The sequence below is a fragment of the Stenotrophomonas sp. 93052_Sma genome, from assembly GCF_056481145.1.
Map to the genome: position 1 here is coordinate 2,892,319 of NZ_CM151134.1, position 15,561 is coordinate 2,907,879.

11 protein-coding genes and 3 pseudogenes are annotated in these 15,561 nt (G+C 66.3%); 5 read left to right on the forward strand and 9 right to left on the reverse strand.

The genetic code is table 11. The features are described from left to right. Window positions 1-2 precede the first annotated feature (2 nt). A pseudogene (gene lldR / locus ACZK2V_RS13490) lies at window positions 3-763 on the reverse strand (transcriptional regulator LldR). A 53-nt stretch (window positions 764-816) separates the two neighbouring features. Then, window positions 817-2,475, reverse strand: a complete 1,659-nt coding sequence (gene lldP, locus ACZK2V_RS13495; protein ID WP_486322482.1) for an L-lactate permease — start codon at window positions 2,473-2,475, stop codon at window positions 817-819. Window positions 2,476-2,713: 238 nt separating this feature from the next. Between lldP and ACZK2V_RS13500 the strand changes: the two genes are divergently transcribed. Further along, complete coding sequence (locus ACZK2V_RS13500) at window positions 2,714-3,106, forward strand: hypothetical protein (protein WP_486322483.1); 393 nt, start codon at window positions 2,714-2,716, stop codon at window positions 3,104-3,106. A 70-nt stretch (window positions 3,107-3,176) separates the two neighbouring features. Here the strand turns inward: ACZK2V_RS13500 and ACZK2V_RS13505 are convergent, their stop codons facing one another. The 3 genes from ACZK2V_RS13505 to ACZK2V_RS13515 form a co-directional block, all read right to left on the reverse strand. Further along, entirely contained in the window at window positions 3,177-3,626 is a 450-nt protein-coding gene (locus ACZK2V_RS13505) for an MgtC/SapB family protein (RefSeq protein ID WP_032129616.1), read from the reverse strand. Between the two features lie 159 nt (window positions 3,627-3,785). Continuing rightward, the gene (locus tag ACZK2V_RS13510; protein ID WP_049398446.1) at window positions 3,786-4,544 is read right to left on the reverse strand and encodes an SDR family NAD(P)-dependent oxidoreductase; all 759 of its coding nucleotides are present in this window, start codon (window positions 4,542-4,544) and stop codon (window positions 3,786-3,788) included. A 95-nt stretch (window positions 4,545-4,639) separates the two neighbouring features. Further along, window positions 4,640-4,933, reverse strand: coding sequence for a hypothetical protein (locus ACZK2V_RS13515; protein WP_125894599.1), 294 nt, complete (start codon window positions 4,931-4,933; stop codon window positions 4,640-4,642). 57 nt (window positions 4,934-4,990) lie between these two features. Between ACZK2V_RS13515 and ACZK2V_RS13520 the strand changes: the two genes are divergently transcribed. Next, a complete protein-coding gene (locus ACZK2V_RS13520) occupies window positions 4,991-5,944 on the forward strand; it encodes a helix-turn-helix transcriptional regulator (RefSeq protein WP_486322484.1) in 954 nt (317 codons plus the stop codon). Window positions 5,945-6,036: 92 nt separating this feature from the next. Here the strand turns inward: ACZK2V_RS13520 and ACZK2V_RS13525 are convergent. The 3 genes and pseudogenes from ACZK2V_RS13525 to ACZK2V_RS13535 all read right to left on the reverse strand — a co-directional run bounded on the left by ACZK2V_RS13525 (window position 6,037) and on the right by ACZK2V_RS13535 (window position 9,909). Continuing rightward, window positions 6,037-7,945, reverse strand: a pseudogene (locus ACZK2V_RS13525) (CocE/NonD family hydrolase). 219 nt (window positions 7,946-8,164) lie between these two features. Next, the gene (locus tag ACZK2V_RS13530; protein ID WP_486322485.1) at window positions 8,165-8,551 is read right to left on the reverse strand and encodes a DUF4440 domain-containing protein; all 387 of its coding nucleotides are present in this window, start codon (window positions 8,549-8,551) and stop codon (window positions 8,165-8,167) included. Continuing rightward, a complete protein-coding gene (locus ACZK2V_RS13535) occupies window positions 8,551-9,909 on the reverse strand; it encodes an MFS transporter (protein WP_486322486.1) in 1,359 nt (452 codons plus the stop codon). The genes ACZK2V_RS13530 and ACZK2V_RS13535 overlap by 1 nt, the downstream gene beginning before the upstream one ends. Before the next feature lie 105 nt (window positions 9,910-10,014). Here ACZK2V_RS13535 and ACZK2V_RS13540 point away from each other — a divergent pair, with 105 nt between their 5' ends. Further along, window positions 10,015-10,911, forward strand: coding sequence for a LysR family transcriptional regulator (locus tag ACZK2V_RS13540; RefSeq protein WP_180845398.1), 897 nt, complete (start codon window positions 10,015-10,017; stop codon window positions 10,909-10,911). 100 nt (window positions 10,912-11,011) lie between these two features. Here the strand turns inward: ACZK2V_RS13540 and ACZK2V_RS13545 are convergent. Further along, window positions 11,012-13,805, reverse strand: a pseudogene (locus ACZK2V_RS13545) (beta-glucosidase). Window positions 13,806-14,142: 337 nt separating this feature from the next. Here ACZK2V_RS13545 and ACZK2V_RS13550 point away from each other — a divergent pair. Together ACZK2V_RS13550 and ACZK2V_RS13555 are read left to right on the forward strand one after the other, a co-directional pair. Then, complete coding sequence (locus tag ACZK2V_RS13550) at window positions 14,143-14,577, forward strand: VOC family protein (RefSeq protein WP_049422820.1); 435 nt, start codon at window positions 14,143-14,145, stop codon at window positions 14,575-14,577. Between the two features lie 279 nt (window positions 14,578-14,856). After that, the gene (locus ACZK2V_RS13555) at window positions 14,857-15,561 is read left to right on the forward strand and encodes a helix-turn-helix domain-containing protein (RefSeq protein WP_486322487.1); all 705 of its coding nucleotides are present in this window, start codon (window positions 14,857-14,859) and stop codon (window positions 15,559-15,561) included.

A 15,561-nucleotide genomic window follows, 5' to 3' on the forward strand; every position in this document is an offset into this window, starting at 1 on the left:
GGTCAACCGTGTGGGGAAGGTAGACGCGAGGCCCGCGCACGCCGGGCTTCGTTGTCATCGAGGGTGCGCAGCGTGGTGTGCACGAACTCGAGGTGGGCATGCGCGGCGGCGCGCGCGTTCGGGGTCACCGGCCAGCACCGCGTCCATCATCTCGCGGTGCTGGTCGGACAACGGCGAGAAGGTCCTCGCCGAGGTGTAGAGCTTTTCGCGGCTCTGCGAGATGTTGGTCTGCAGCAGTTCGAACAGGCCGCGCATCACCTGCAGCAGCACCAGGTTGTGCGAGGCCTCGGCGATGGACAGGTGGAAGGCCGCGTCGGCCTCCGCTTCGCCGGTGGGGTCATCCTTGCCATGCGCGTCCATCATGGTCTGGAAGGCCTGGGCGATGCGCGTGCGGTCCTCGTCGGTCGCGCGCAGCGCCGCATGCCAGGCGGTGGCACCTTCCAGCGCGTGGCGGATCTCCAGCACGTCGAAGCGGTATTCCGGGTCGCCCTGGAACAGCGGCAGGTACGGCGCCAGCGGTTCATCCAGCGCCTGCCGCGCGCGCCGCGGGTTCGGCCACGTAGGTGCCGCCACCAACCCGTGCGGTCAGCAGGCCCTGGCTGGCCAGCTGCGCGATGGCCTCGCGCAGCGCGGTGCGCGAGACCCCCAGCTGCACCGCCAGGGTGCGCTCGGCCGGCAGCCGGTCGCCCGGTTGCAACCGCTGTTCCTGCACCAGGCCGCGCAGCTGCGCGGCCACCTTGTCCGAAATACGTTGCGTGCTCATGGTGCCATTGTGGCCCGAAGCGCGCAGCGGGTGGTCGGCTGACCGTGCATGGCTCAGGGAATCATCCAGGTCAGCCAGTAAGCCTGGGCCAGGGTGATCAGGCCGACCATCGTGGTGAAGATCAGGCTGTGCTTGACCGTGAAACGGAACAGGTCCGATTCCTTGCCGGCCAGGCCGACCGCCGCGCAGGCAATGGCGATCGACTGCGGCGAGATCATCTTGCCGGTCACGCCACCAGTGGTGTTGGCCGCCACCAGCAGCACGTCGGACACGCCGATCTGCTGCGCGGTGGTCGCCTGCAGTGCCGAGAACAAGGCGTTGGATGAAGTATCCGAGCCGGTCAGGAACACGCCCAACCAGCCAAGGAACGGCGAGAAGAACGGGAACGCATCACCGGTGTGCGCCAGTGCAAGCGCCAGCGTCGCCGAAAGGCCCGAGTAATTGGCGATGAAGGCGAAGGCCAGCACCATGCCGATCGAGTAGATCGGCATGCGCAGCTCACGCACGGTCTCACCGAAGGTCTGCAGCGCCGAACGGGCCGGCATGCGCAGCGCGATGATGGCGATCACCGCAGCGAGGATGATCGAGGTGCCGGTGGCCGAGAACCAGTCGAACTTGTAGATCGCCTCGTAGCTGAGCGGTGCATCCACGATCGGCGGCATCTTCTGCACCATCTGGTCCAGGCCCGGCACCGGGAGCTTCAGCACCCAGCTTTCCAGCGGGCCATCCGCCGCGAACAGCGATTTGAACGGTTTGATGCTCCACAGCGTGACCATCGCGGTGAGGATCAGGAACGGCGACCATGCCTTGGCGATCTGGCCGACGCTGTAGCGCGGCGCCTCCAGCGCCTGTGCGGCCGCCTCGGCGCTGGTTTCGGTATCGAAACGGAAGATCCGCACCGGCTTCCAGCGGCGCAGGAACAGCGTCAGGCAGACCAGCGAGGCCAGCGACGCGGTGATGTCCGGCAGCTCCGGGCCGATGAAGTTGGAGGTCAGATACTGCGCGATGGCGAACGAACCACCGGCCACCAGCACTGCCGGCCAGGTTTCCTTGATGCCGCGCCAGCCATCCATGATCGCCATGATCCAGAACAGCACGATGATCGTAAGGAACGGCAGCTGGCGCCCAGCCATCTGGCCGATCTCGAAGGCATCCAGACCGGTGACCTGCCCGGCCACGATGATCGGAATGCCCATTGCACCAAAGGCGACCGGCGCGGTGTTGACGATCAGGCACAGGCCGGCGGCATACAGCGGTTTGAAGCCCAACCCGACCAGCAGTGCCGCGGTGATCGCCACCGGTGCACCAAAACCGGCTGCACCCTCCAGGAAGGCACCGAAGGCGAAGCCGACCATCAGCATCTGCAGGCGCTGGTCCTCGGTGACCGACAGGATCGAGGCGCGGATGATGTCGAACTGCCCGGTCTTGACCGAGACTTTGTAGAGGAATACCGCGCCGATGATGATCCAGGCGATCGGCCACAGGCCGTAGACGAAGCCGAAGCCAGCCGCACCCAGCGCCTGGGGCAACGGCATCCGGTAGAACAGCAGGGCCACGCCGAGCGCGATGGCCACGGTGATCGTGCCGGCCAGCCAGCCCTTCATGCGCAGCACGGCCAGGGCAACGAAGAAGAACGCGATCGGCAGCAGCGCGATCAGGCTGGACAACCACAGGTTGCCGGCGGGGTCGTACAGGTGTTGCCAGGGCTGCATGAAGACTCTCGACTGGGGACGGGTTCAACACCGCAGGGGTGGGCGGTCATGGGCTCCAACATTATTGGTCGTACCAATAATGGATTTATGGAGCCGCTGGACGCAGATTGAACCGCTGATTGCGCGAAGAGCCTATTAGACCATAGGGCTAGAATCAATTATTGGTACGACCATTAAGACGGTTGAGACAGTGGCGCGCATCCACCACACTGGATCCTGCCCCATCTCTGGTACACGAATGACACTCGCCCCCACCCGCGACCTGCAGTCCATGCAGCAACAGGCAGCTGACTGCCTGGCCGGCTACGCTGAAGCGAACCTTCTCAATCATGCAGGCTTGGATGCGCTCATCGCCCACCTGCGCGCATATCCGGATTCGGGCGAACCCATGGCCCTGCCAGACTGGGATCAGGCAGGCTCAGAGCTTCAGATCGCGGGTCGAGGCGATCCATTGCCGCGATCTCTGTTGGGGCAGATCGCCACAGACAAGCACGAGGAGTTGAATGACCTGATCTGTTCCTGCGTTGAAGTGGGAATCGCAGATCTGTACGGCGCTACGACGGATGTTCCTGACCAGATGCTGGCCAGAGCACTGGCCATCCTGCAGCGCAACACTTCGCAGCAGACCTGACTGCTTCAACTCCGCCTTGGAATCACGATCAGATCCCCCGAAGGGACTCTGATCCCACTCCCTCAACCCCTTAGATCTTCTTCTCCAACCGCCGCATCACCGCCAGCACCAGCACGCACAGCACGCTCACCCCGATGGCAATCACGTACTTGCCGATGCCCACGGCGATGCCGATGGCCGCCGCCATGATCAGCGAGCTGGCCGTGGTCAGGCCGCTGACCTGATCCTCGCGTGACCCACGCAGAATGGTGCCGGCGGCAACGAAGCCGACGCAGGCGACCACGGCTTCGATCAGGCGCACCGGGTCGACCTGCAGCAGGTCGCGGTAACGCTCCTGCTGGAAGTGCTCTGCCACTGAATCGCCGAGTCCAACAATCAGCGCAGCAGCGCCGGCAATCAGCATGTGGGTGCGCAGGCCCGCAGCGTGCTTGCCCATCTCGCGCTCGACACCGAGCACGCCGCCGAACAGCATTGCTGCGGCCACGCGCAGCAGGATCGAGACATCCTGGGTGAGTTCCATGGGCAGGCTCCGGGCGTTTCCCGGAGCGTTGCTCGGCAGCCGTGGGATGGCGGTGAAGACGATGGCACGCCCTCTTCACCGCATGCTTCACCGCATGCGCTCATCCACGCATGGCCTGGATCTACTGGCCATCGCCATGCGTAACCTTCACGCACTCGATCATTGCGCCAGATAACCACCATCGATCGCATAGTATGTGCCGGTCGCGAACGAGGCGTCGTCGCTGGCCAGCCAGGCAACCAGCGCCGCCACTTCCTCGGCCGTGCCCAGCCGCTTCAACGCGTGGCGGCCTTCCAGCGTGGCGCGCACCTTCGGGTCCATCTTCTCCAGCAGCGGCGTGCTGATGAAGCCCGGGCCGACCGCGTTGACACGGATGCCGTCGGCCGCATGCTCCCAGGCGGCGGTCTGGGTCAGCCCGACCACGCCGTGCTTGGCCGCCACGTACGCGGTGGAACCGGCATAGCCCACCTGGCCCAGGATCGAGGCCATGTTGATGATGCTGCCACCGGTTCCGGCCGTGCGCATCGCCTGGATCTGCGCACGCTGGCACAGGAACACACTGGTGAGGTTGACGTCGATTACCCGCTGCCAGCCATCGATCGGATAGTCACCGCTGCTTGCGGCCGGCCCGCCGATACCGGCGTTGTTGACTGCCACATGCAGGCCGTCGAGTTCCTTGATCGTGCGCTGCACCGCCGCCTCCACGGCCGCGTCGTCTGTAACGTCCAGTGCAATGCCGATGGCCTGTGCACCGGCACTGCGCAGCTGCGTCACGGTGGCATCGACTGCATCCTGCTTCAGGTCCCAGACCGAAATACGGGCACCGGATGCGGCCAGCGTCTGCGCCACGGCCAGGCCGATACCGGACACGCCGCCGGTCACGATCGCGGTCTTGCCGGTGAGCTGGTAGTCAATCATCTGCGTTCTCCATCAGTGGGGGTATCGATGTGACCTGCAATGGCCAACCGCCCCACCCTACGCGCCCGCTCGTGATGGCGCGGCCGACATCGCGTCTACGGGTGATCGTTCCAGCCATGAAACCTCAACTCAAGTTGATGTATGGAATTGCGTACGGATATGCATGCAAAACGCTGGCGTATGTTCGGCGGCATTTTCACTTTGGCCGTAATCGTCAATCGTTTTGACCATATTGAAATCAAAAGCGCGCGAATCAAGGCGACAATGGGAAACGTTTCCAGTTTCTTCGACACATTCCATTCAACCTGGTGTTCCCCCACCATCCAGCGTGCCCACGCCCCTGCTTCCCAGCATGTCTGCACGGGTAACGACGGGATCTGCATCTGCATTGCAGAGCGCGTGGGCGAGGTAATGCCAGCGTCCACCTCCAAAGCACGTGCCGAGCGATGTCCCGATATTTCACTTTTGCTGATTACCGCCGCTTCGGCCACCGCCATGGCTTCGATTACCGCGCCGACCCGGAACACCTGCGCGACGACCAGTGGGCCGGCCATGGCGAGGTCAACGAGCAGTTCCTGCGCGGCGGCATGAGCCTGATCGCCTCCGACGTCCATAATCGCTTCCCTTATGTCGCCACCGCCCAGCAGAGTCCCGGCCTGGCCATCCGCGTGATGCTGCAGGGCCAGGTTGATGTGCGCATTCCGCGACGTGGTGGTTTCACCCTGCGTGCTGGTACGGCGATGACCGCGCACCACCGCGAACAGGTTGAGATGACGGGTGCGCATCCTGGCGAAACGCGCATGCGCGGCGTCAGCGTGATGGTGCCCGGCCAGATCGATCCGGACCTGTTCCAGCTGCCACAGTTGGAGACCGCGCTCAACACCCACCTGGAATGCCGCCACTGGACCATTCCGCATACCCTGCTGCCGGTGCTGGGCCAGCTGTTCGAAAGCCCATGGGAGGACGGCATCGACGCGTTGTGGCGCGAAGGCGTCGCACTGCAGCTGCTGGCCGTTGGGCTGAAGGCCGAGGATCTGCAGACCGATCATGTGCGAACGCTGCGGGCTGGCCAGCGCGAGCGCCTGGAACGCGTGCGTGCCTACCTGCATGACGATCCCAGCCACGCGCATAGTCTGATCGAACTGGCCCAGCTGGCCTGCATGAGCCCAAGTTCGCTGCGCCGTCATTTCGCCCAGCAGTACGGCTGCTCGGTGTTCGACTACCTGCACGAACAACGCATGCGCCACGCCGAGCAGGGCCTGCGCGAAGACGGCTGGACTGTCGAGCAGGCTGCGGCCGCCAGTGGTTACCGCCACCCCAGCAACTTCGCGGCTGCATTCCGCAAGCGTTTCGGCCTGGTACCCAGCCGCTGGCGCACCGGACCCTCAAAGGTCGGATAGCAGCTTCTGCTTCACGCCATCACGGATGCCGGCCAGCGGCCGGCACGACCGCGCACCGCCGGGTATCGCGCACCCGGCGCACCTCATCAACCTCAATACACCGGCAGATCGATGTAACTGGCCTGCGCCGCGCTGTGCCAGACCCGCTGCGTGGCCTTCTGGTAATCGCCGGGCTTGGCCAGGTAGACGTTCGGCACGTAGGTCTGCGGGTTGCGGTCATACAGCGGGAACAGACTGGACTGCACCTGCACCATCACCCGGTGCCCCTTCTGGAAGGTGTGGTTGGCGTTGGGCAGGTCGAAGCGGTACGGCAGCACCTCGTTGGCGGCCAGCGGCTTCGGATCGCTGAAGCTCTCGCGATAGCGGCCACGGAAGATCGCCAGCGACACCGGCAGCTCGTAGCCGCCCATCTCCGGCGTCGACGCTTCCTGGTCCGGATACACGTCGATCAGCTTCACCACCCAGTCGCTGTCGGTGCCGCTGGTCGAGGCCTGCAGGTGCACCACCGGCGCGCCGCCGATGCGCAGCGGCGCGGTCAGCGGTTCGGTGATGAAGGTCAGCACGTCAGGGCGGCCATCAACGAAGCGCTGATCCTTGACCAGCCAGGTGGTCCACATGTCACGGTCCCCGAAACGCACCGGACGCGGCACGAACGGCACCGGCTTGGCCGGGTCGGACACGTATTCCTCGAAGTCACCCTCGCCCACCGCCGGCGCCTGGAACGCCAGCTTGCCGCCGGCACGCAGGTACAGCGGCTTCCTGCTGGCGGTGCAACCCTTGTCGCAGCTGCGAGGCCAACCCTTCAGGCGATCCCAGTGGTTCTCGCCGGTGTTGTAGATCAGCACCGGCGGCGTGTCCGCCTTCGGCGCACCGTCCACCAGATACTGGTCGAAGAACGGCTTGAGCACGTCGCGGCGGAACTGCAGTGCGGTATCACCATCGAACTTCAGCGCGCCCAGCTCGCTGCCACTGTAATTCACCTGGCTGTGCCGCCACGGCCCCATCACCAGGTAGTTGCGGTTGTTGCCGCTGTCGCGCCCTTCCATTGCCTGGTAGGCGTGGTTGGCACCCCACATGTCTTCCTGGTCCCACAGGCCCTGCAGCCACATGGTCGGCACCTTCAACGGTGTTTTCGCCATTACCGCGTCCAGCGCCTGGCCCTGCCAGAAGCCGTCATAGGCCGGGTGCTCGACCAGTTTCTTCCACCAGGTCAGCTGGTCCACGCCGGTGAAACGCGCGTAGTCGCCAGCCGAACCGATACGCAGGAAGGTGCTGTAGTCATCGTAGCCGAGGCTGGGCAGCGGCGTGCCCTTGCCGCGCTTCTCGGTCTGCATCGCGAAGTAGTTGAAATTGACCTGGCGGAACGCGCCGTAGTTGAGCCAGTCGTCGCCCATCCAGCCATCGACCATCGGGCTCTGCGGCGCGGCCACCTTCAGCGCCGGGTGCGGTTCGGTCAGCGCCATCACCACGGTGAAGCCCTCGTACGACGAGCCGAGCATACCGACCTTGCCGTTGCTCTCCGGCACGTTCTTCACCAGCCAGTCGATGGTGTCCCAGGCGTCGGTGGAGTGGTCCACCCTGGTGTTGTTCAACGGCCCGCGCAGCGGCCGGGTCATCACGTAATCGCCCTCGGAGCCGTACTTGCCGCGGATGTCCTGGAATACGCGGATGTAACCGCCATCGACAAATACCTCGTCGCCCTGCGGCAGCAGGTCACGCATGCGCGGCGAATCACTGCGGCTGGCGCGGCCGGCAGCATCGTAAGGCGTGCGGGTGAGCAGGATCGGGGCATTGCGCGCCCTTGGGCACCACGATCACCGTATACAGCTTGGTACCATCGCGCATCGGCACCATCACCACGCGCTTGTCGTAGTCACGACCGACATCAGGGGCAACGAAGGGCTTGCCGCTGATGTCCGGGGTCATCGGCGGGGTTTCGACGGCCAGCACGGTGCTGGACAGGCAAAGGGCAATGGCTACAGCGACGGCACGCACACGCATGGACAACCCCTCCCGGCAGGAAAGCTTCAAGCCTACTCCTGCCTTGAGCCGTGAAGTGTGTGCAGGCTTTGCATTCTGCGGTGGATGCAGGCAGGACTGATGGCACATGTGCGACCAGCTGCTGCGCTCGTCGGCAACCGGTAGTGCCGGCCGCTGGCCGGCAACTTCATCCACCTCGGGCACGGTACGCGGTTGCCGGCCAGCGGCCGGCACTACCGATCAGGCTGCCGTTACCTCATGCAGCGCCAGCCAGCGCCAACGCCCCTCTTCCTGCCGCAGCACCGCCAGCGATTCCCGCCATACGGGCTCGCCGCCATCGATCGCATGCCCTTCGCGATAGCGCAGCACCGCCAGCGGTGATGGCGCCTCCACCGCCTGCACGGCGTCGATGGAAATCTGCAGCCCTGGACGCGCGCCATGGCCACCCGCGAACAGTGCCTGCAAGGCATTCCGATCCAGCCTTTGTCCAGCGATACCGACCATGCTGAAGTCCGCGCAGAAATGCGCCATCAGGTTCTCCAGTGCGTCGGTGCCGACGTCGGCGCCGAACCAGGCCTGCAGCTTGTCGTGCAGGTGGTGGACTTCGTGTTCTGCGGTGGTATACATCAGGTGTTCTCCGGTTGCGAAAGGGTGAGCAACTGCGGCCGGCGCAGCAACGCCATCGGCAGCAGGGTCAGTACGGCGGCCAGACCCAGCGCCACGCCGGTGCCGCGGGCCGGCAGCCACTGCATGGCCAAGGCCAGCAGCAGCGCGATGGCCGCGGTGCCCAGGCAGAAGCTGAGCTGGCGATTGAGGTTCCAGAGCGCACTGGCATCGCCCAATGCTTCGCCATCGACCCCATGGAAGGCCAGCGTCTGCGCCGTGCTGCTGCACAGGCTGCCGCCGGCGCCCATCAAGGCAAACAGCAATGCTGCAATAGCAAAGACCGGGTGTGGCAGCAGCGCCATCAACAGCAGGCCGCCGGCCTGCAGCAGCATGCCGGCGCGCAGTACCGTGGCTGGGCCGAAGCGGGTCAGCAGGCGCTTGCTGGCCGTGATCGCAATGGCCGAGGCCAGCGCCCACGGCAGCATCAGCGCGCCGATGCGCGCGGCACTATAGCCGGCCTGGTGCAACTGCAGGGTACTGACCAGCTGGCTGCCGATGAACACACCGGGTACGGCCAGATAGATCAGCATCGCCAGGCGCAGGCCCCGATGGGACAGCAACGACCAGCGCAGCAGGGGCTGCGCCTGCTGCCGTGCATGCCGCAGGTGGGCCGCCGCCAGCAGCAGTGCGACCAGCAGCAACACGGCACCGGCGCCGCGATGTCCGGGCTCGCCCAGCCAGGTCAACGCCAGCAGTAGCGCGCCCAGCGCCGCCATCGCGGTGGACAGCGCATAGGCCTGCAGGCGTGGCGCACTACGCGCGCCATCGGCCGGCATCCACGCCAGCACCAGTCCAATCGCCACCACGGCCAGCGGCAGGCTGGCCCAGAGCACACCGCGCCAGGACAACCACTGCACCAGCAGCCCACCGAGCGCAGGCGCCAGTGCCGGCACCAGCAGCGCCACCAGCAGGATGCGGCGGGTCAGCGCGCCACGCTGGTCGGGCGTGCAGTGCCGGTACGCTGCCGCCTGTGCCACCGGAATCAGCAGGCCACCAGCCAGGCCCTGCAGCAGGCGCCAGCCCAACAGCCAGCCAATACCCGGTGCAGCCCCGGCCAACACTGCGGAGGCGGCGAACAGCAGCAACGCCACCAGCAACAAGCGGCGCTCACCACAGCGCGCGGCCAGCCAGGGTGCCAGCGGAATCACCACGCTCAGGCCCAGCATGTAGGCGGTGCCGACCCAGGCCAGGGTACCGACGTCGGCATGCAGTTCCGCCGCCAGCGCCGGATAGGCCACCGTGGCGATGAACATGTTGACCAGATCCAGAGCGAACACCAGCAGGAAGATGGCCTCATGGCGCAGGCGGGGGGACGGCATCGACGACGCTCCAGCAGGGAAGCGGCCAGCATGCCGTGCGGGCCTTGTTGGAAAAACACGACAGCAACTGCAACACTGTCAAATCTTCTTTGACAATGAATTGCCATGGTCAGCCTCGATCGCTTCGATATCTTCCGTGCAGTGGTCGAGGCCGGCAGCCTGACCGCTGCCGCCGATCGCCTGGGCCTGAGCCGTGCGGTGGTCAGCTTCAACCTGAAGCGGCTGGAGCAGGAGCTGGGCGTGACCCTGCTGCTGCGCAGTACCCGCCACCTGGCCCTGACCGAGGCCGGCGAACAGTTCCTGCAGCACTGCGTGCAGGCGCTGGACGCCGCACAGGCGGCGATCGATGCCGCCCGCCGCGACCAGCATCAGCTGCAGGGCGTGCTGCGCCTGACCACCACCCCAGAGTACGCCCAGCTGCGCCTGATTCCTGCGTTGGAGGCGTTCCGTGCGCGGCATCCGGCTCTGCAGCTGCACCTGTCGACGTCACCCGCGCCGGCGGACCTGATTCCCGAACGTTTCGACCTGGCGATCCGCCTCGGCCGCCTGCCCGATTCCGGCCTGCATGCCAGTGAGCTGGAACGGCACCCACTATGCGCGGTGGCGGCTCCGTCCCTGCTGGCACGCCTGCCCTCCGCCGATGCTGCCGATGACCCCGTGCAGCTGGGCACCCTGCCCCGCCTCGGCTACCCACGCCTGGCCGACGTGCCGGTGGTGGCACCGGATGGCAGCGACGCCCTGTTCGCCACCAACCCGGGCAATGCAGTTGTGCGCGTGGATGGTGCCAGCAGCCTGCGCGCCTTCGCCGTGGCCGGCGCCGGAGTCACCGTGCTGCCACGCTGGCTGATCGAGGACGACCTGGCCCAGGACCGGCTGCGCCCGGTGCTGCGCCAGCACCGGTTCCCGCAGCAGAGCGTGTACGCGGTCTACCCGCACAGCACGCAGCCCTCACCGAAGGTGCGGCAGCTGATCGATTTCCTGCGCGGGTGGTTTGTCACCTGAAAAAAGGGGACGGAGGGGATTAAGTCGTTTATGCATAAACGACTTAATCCCCTCCGTCCCCTTTTTTGCATGGCCCCTTGCGGGGCCATGCCTTCAGGCATCAGCGCAGCACCTGCTCCACCAGCTGTACGTCCACCGTCTGCAGCGGTTCGGCGGCGTTGCGCGACAACTGCACCTGGTAGGTGCCGCCATCGATCTTCCACTGGCGGGCCTGCGCATCGTAGTGAGCCAGCGTCTTCGGCTCGGCTTCGATGCGGATGCGGCGCTGTTCGCCCGGCTGCAGGGTCACCTTGTCGTAGCCGATCAGGCGGATCGGCGTGGTGCTGCCAGCCGGCAACTTCAGGTACAGCTGGGCCACGTCGGCACCGGCGCGCTTGCCGGTGTTGCGGATGTCGACGCTGGCGACCAGGCGCGATCCTTCCACGCTCACCTTCAGATTCTCGTAGGCGAACGAGGTGTAGGACAGGCCGTGACCGAAGGCGAAGGTCGGGGTCAGGCCCTTGGCCGCCATCCACTTGTAGCCGACGTTGGCGCCTTCGATATCGAAATCGAACACATCGCCGAACGGCTTGGCCGGCTTGAAGCCGAGGCCGTCGATGTGCGGGCGCGGCAGCTGCGATTCATCCACTACCCAGGTCACCGGCAGGCGCCCGGACGGATTGACCTGGCCGGTCAGCAGTGCGGCAATGCCTTCGCCACCGCGGATACCCGGGTACCAGGCCTGCAGCATCGCCGGCACCTGCGCCAGCCACGGCGTGCGCACCGGGCCGTTGGTTTCCAGCACCAGCACGGTCTTCGGGTTGGCCTTGGCCACCGCCGAAATCAGTGCGTCCTGCTTGTCCGGCAGCTGCATGTCCGGCAGGTCCACCGATTCGGCCGCCCACTGGGTGGCGAACACGATGGCCACGTCGGCCTGCGCGGCGGCCTTGGCCGCAGCGGCGGCATTGCTGCCGTCCACATACTCGATGGTTGCATCCGGACGCGCCGCACGCAGCGATTCCAGCGGCGAGGACGGGTGGAAGATCACCGGGCCCGGCCAGGTGGTCGGCAGCACGCCCGGCACCGCGTTGGTGCCCTTGGCGGTCACGCCCACCATCGACGAACCACCGCCACCGATCACGCCCTTGTCGGCATGGCCGCCGATGATGACGATGCGCTTCACGCTGTCGGCCAGCGGCAGCAGGTTGCCTTCATTGCGCAGCAGCACGCTGCCTTCTTCCACCGTGCGCTGGGCGACGGCGAAGCCAGCCTCGGCATCGACCTTCTGGTGCTGCGGCGGGTTGTCGAAGTTGCCGTGCAGGAACATCGTGCGCAGGATGCGCGCCACCATGTCGTTCAGGCGTTCCTGCGGCACCACGCCACCATGCACGGCCAGGCGCAGCGGCTCATCGAAGAACACCGCTGCATCGAATACTTCACCGGCAGACTGCTGGTCCAGGCCGGCCAGCGCTGCCTTGGAACCGCTGTGCACGCCGCCCCAGTCGGACATCACGAAACCGGGGAACTTCCATTCCTGCTTCAGCACCTGATTCATCAGGTAGCCGTTCTCGCAGCCGTAGGTACCGTTGATCTTGTTGTACGAGCACATCGCCACGCCCGGGCGGCCGGCGTCCAGCGCGATCTCGAAGGCCAGCAGGTCCGACTCGTGCATGGCCTGTTCGCCGATGCGCACGTCGTGGAAGTTGCGGCGGGTCTCCATGTCGTTCAGCGCGAAGTGCTTCATCGACGAGATCACGTGCTGGCTCTGCACGCCCTGGATCAGGGCGCCGACCATCGAACCGGCCAGCAGCGGATCTTCACCGGCATATTCGAAGTTACGGCCGTTGCGCGGGTCGCGCTGCAGGTTGACGCTGCCGGACAGCAGGATGTTGAAGCGCTGCTGCCACGCTTCGCGGCCCATCGTTGCGCCGCCGGCAAAGGCGACCGCACGGTTCCAGGTGGAGGCGGTGGACGGGCCCGACGGCATGGCGGTGGCGAAGTCGCCCGGGCGGATGCCGCCTGGATTGGTCACGCCGACGCCGGCATCGGCCGACTGCTGCGATGGAATGCCCAGGCGCGCCACGCCCGGCACGAAACCGGCCGACCCGACCGCGCCTTCCGGCAGCGGGCCACCGTCCTTGCCCAGCCCGAAGTAGCTGTGCAGCATCTGGAACTTCTCATCCTCGGTCATCGCCTTCAGCAGCAGCGCAGCGCGCATCGGCATTGAGGGTGGTGTCCATCCAGGGCGTGTCGCCGTGCTTGTCGGCGGCATAGGCCAGGGTCAGCAGCGTGGCACGCAGGGCGCTGCCTTCCACCTTGAACGGTGCACTGCTGGCGGCCTGGAAGCCGTCGCTGAAATAGCTGGCATCGGCTTCCAGCGCCACACGTGCCGGGTCGAAGCCTGCGGCCTTGGCCGATTCACCAGCCACTGCGCCGAGCAGCACCGCCGGTGCGCCCAGCCGCGAACGGGTGACCAGCGCCGGCAGCTGCACGGCACCTGCACCAGCATCGGTGTAGACCGCCACGGTGTGGCGACCATCGTCCAGGCGCAGGTAGTTCAGGCCCGGCTGGTCCGGGCCGGACTCAGCGGCAATCGGCAGCCGGGTCAGCACGGCCTGGCCACGCTGGGTCTGGCCATCGTCCTTGCCCGCAGCAATGAAGCGGTACGCGTAGCCCAGCCCATCGGCCAGCACCTGCAGCGGATCAACCTGGCCGATGCCGCGCTGCACCTGGCGCACGCTCACCGCGTCCACCTGCAGGGTCTTCAGCTGGGCGGCCAGGGCCGGCATGGCCTCGGCGGTCGGGGCCTGTTCCAGGGTCAGCACAGTGAACGCGGCGGGGTCGGCCCAGGCCGGGGCGGCCAGTGCGGCTGACAGCGCCAGGGACAGTGCAAGCGGCTTTGTAAACGTTTTCATCGGCAGGCGTAATTCCGTTGCCAAGGCAATCGGTCCAGGGAAAGTGCCGCCGAAGGGTGCAGCGTTCATGCCGCGCAGGGGTTGCCAGGCAACGTCCCGCAGGCCGAAGGACGGGCCGGTCTGCGCCTGGGACCCTCCTCCCGGCGTGACAACCTGCCTGTCCGGGCCGCGCAGGGCGACCCAATCATGTGAAGATTGTGCGAGGGCGTTCACACCTGTCAACAGGACCTAAGTCACAGGCTGCCCCCAGCCACTGGTTATCAGGCCATCACCGGCGGTCATCAGCGCGCCGCGCGAGGCTGCTGATAATGAGGGTCCCTGGCCACGAATCGAGCCCATGACCGTACATCGCGACTTCGACCATCTCTGGCGCGACCGCTGTGATACCTCCAGCCAGCGCGCGCCGCGCGTGCTGATCCGGGTGTTCGTGGCCCCCGGTGAGCTGGAGCGCAGCGTGGCGTTCTACGAGCAGTTGCAGGGCGTGGTGGCCGATGCCGGGTTCCCGTTTCCGGAGGCCGGCCTGCGTCTGGCGATGGTCGGTGCGTTCCTGTTGATCGAGGGCAGCAAGGCGGCGCTGGCGCCGTTCACTTCGACCACGGGGACACTGCTGGTCGATGACGTTCGGCCCTATCACGACAAGCTGGTGGCGGCTGGCGCTGAAATCATCTTCCCGCTACAGGTGGTACCGACCGGGGCGGCGTTCAATGCGGTGCATCCCGATGGCACCGTGGTCGAGTACGTACATCACCGGCCGGATCCGCAGGGGCGGTGAGGTGACGGCCGGGCTGCGCCCGGCACCCGCAGAGGCAACGGCCAACGCTACAGCAGAATCAAATGCCGCATCCCGTGGGATGGCGGGGCACTGTGGGTCTGCGGGGACGGCGCAAGTACGTCCATGTAGCCTTGGTCGCCGCATCCATGCGGCTCACACCCCGCAAACCCACAGTGCCCCGCCTTCGACAGCTGGCTGGTGGCCAGTAGATCCACGCCATGCGTGGATGCTTTTCAAATCAACACGAGATATTCGATTCCGGTGGAGGTTCATCCACGCATGGCGTGGATCTACAATTCCTCCATGTCCTCTCCCGCCCTGCCTTGGAACGGCACGCTGCTGCTGGATGCTCACGTGGCCGTGCTGCAGGGCCACGCCGGTGGCAGCGATACGCACGCGCACTACGCCCATCAACTGTTGCTGAGCGACGGCGCGCTCTGGCAGGTCGAGGTTGATGGGGTGCGGCAGCAGGGCCAACGGCTGTGGCTGCCGTCATTCCAGCCGCACGCAATCCTGTCGGCGCCGGAAGCGGGCTGCACGGTGTTCCTCGAACCCGCGCATGCCGATCCCGGGCAGATCCAGCAGCACCTGCACGCGCTGCCGGGCAACGCGCTGGCGCTGCACGACTGGCTGCCACGGCTGAGTCGCCCGCAACCGCTGGACCGCCGCGTGCAGGCCGCGCTGTCCCGTATCGCCCAGCACCTGCCCGGCCCGGTGCCGGCTGCCGATATCGCCGAGGCGGCGCATCTGTCGGCCAGCCAGCTGCATCGGCGTTTCCAGTCCGATCTGGCGGTGACCCTGCGCGGCTGGGTGCTGTGGCAACGGCTGCGCAGCGCACTGATGCATCATCTGCGCGGGCACAACCTGACCGACAGCGCGCACGCGGCCGGATTCGCTGACCTGGCCCATCTGTCGCGCAGCCTGCGCCGCATGTTCGGCATCAGTGCCGCGCAGCTGCAGGGCCTGCAGCTGCACGCGGCCTGA

Bases quoted from the DNA above. Each gene is read 5' to 3' on its own strand.
- ACZK2V_RS13555 (WP_486322487.1), top strand. From the start codon at position 14,857: ATGGCGTGGATCTACAATTCCTCCATGTCCTCTCCCGCCCTGCCTTGG.
- ACZK2V_RS13505 (WP_032129616.1), bottom strand. From the start codon at position 3,626: ATGGAACTCACCCAGGATGTCTCGATCCTGCTGCGCGTGGCCGCAGCA.
- ACZK2V_RS13535 (WP_486322486.1), bottom strand. From the start codon at position 9,909: ATGCCGTCCCCCCGCCTGCGCCATGAGGCCATCTTCCTGCTGGTGTTC.
- ACZK2V_RS13500 (WP_486322483.1), top strand. From the start codon at position 2,714: ATGACACTCGCCCCCACCCGCGACCTGCAGTCCATGCAGCAACAGGCA.
- ACZK2V_RS13530 (WP_486322485.1), bottom strand. From the start codon at position 8,551: ATGTATACCACCGCAGAACACGAAGTCCACCACCTGCACGACAAGCTG.
- ACZK2V_RS13515 (WP_125894599.1), bottom strand. From the start codon at position 4,933: ATGCAGATGCAGATCCCGTCGTTACCCGTGCAGACATGCTGGGAAGCA.
- ACZK2V_RS13520 (WP_486322484.1), top strand. From the start codon at position 4,991: ATGTCCCGATATTTCACTTTTGCTGATTACCGCCGCTTCGGCCACCGC.
- ACZK2V_RS13510 (WP_049398446.1), bottom strand. From the start codon at position 4,544: ATGATTGACTACCAGCTCACCGGCAAGACCGCGATCGTGACCGGCGGC.
- ACZK2V_RS13550 (WP_049422820.1), top strand. From the start codon at position 14,143: ATGACCGTACATCGCGACTTCGACCATCTCTGGCGCGACCGCTGTGAT.
- lldP (WP_486322482.1), bottom strand. From the start codon at position 2,475: ATGCAGCCCTGGCAACACCTGTACGACCCCGCCGGCAACCTGTGGTTG.
- ACZK2V_RS13540 (WP_180845398.1), top strand. From the start codon at position 10,015: ATGGTCAGCCTCGATCGCTTCGATATCTTCCGTGCAGTGGTCGAGGCC.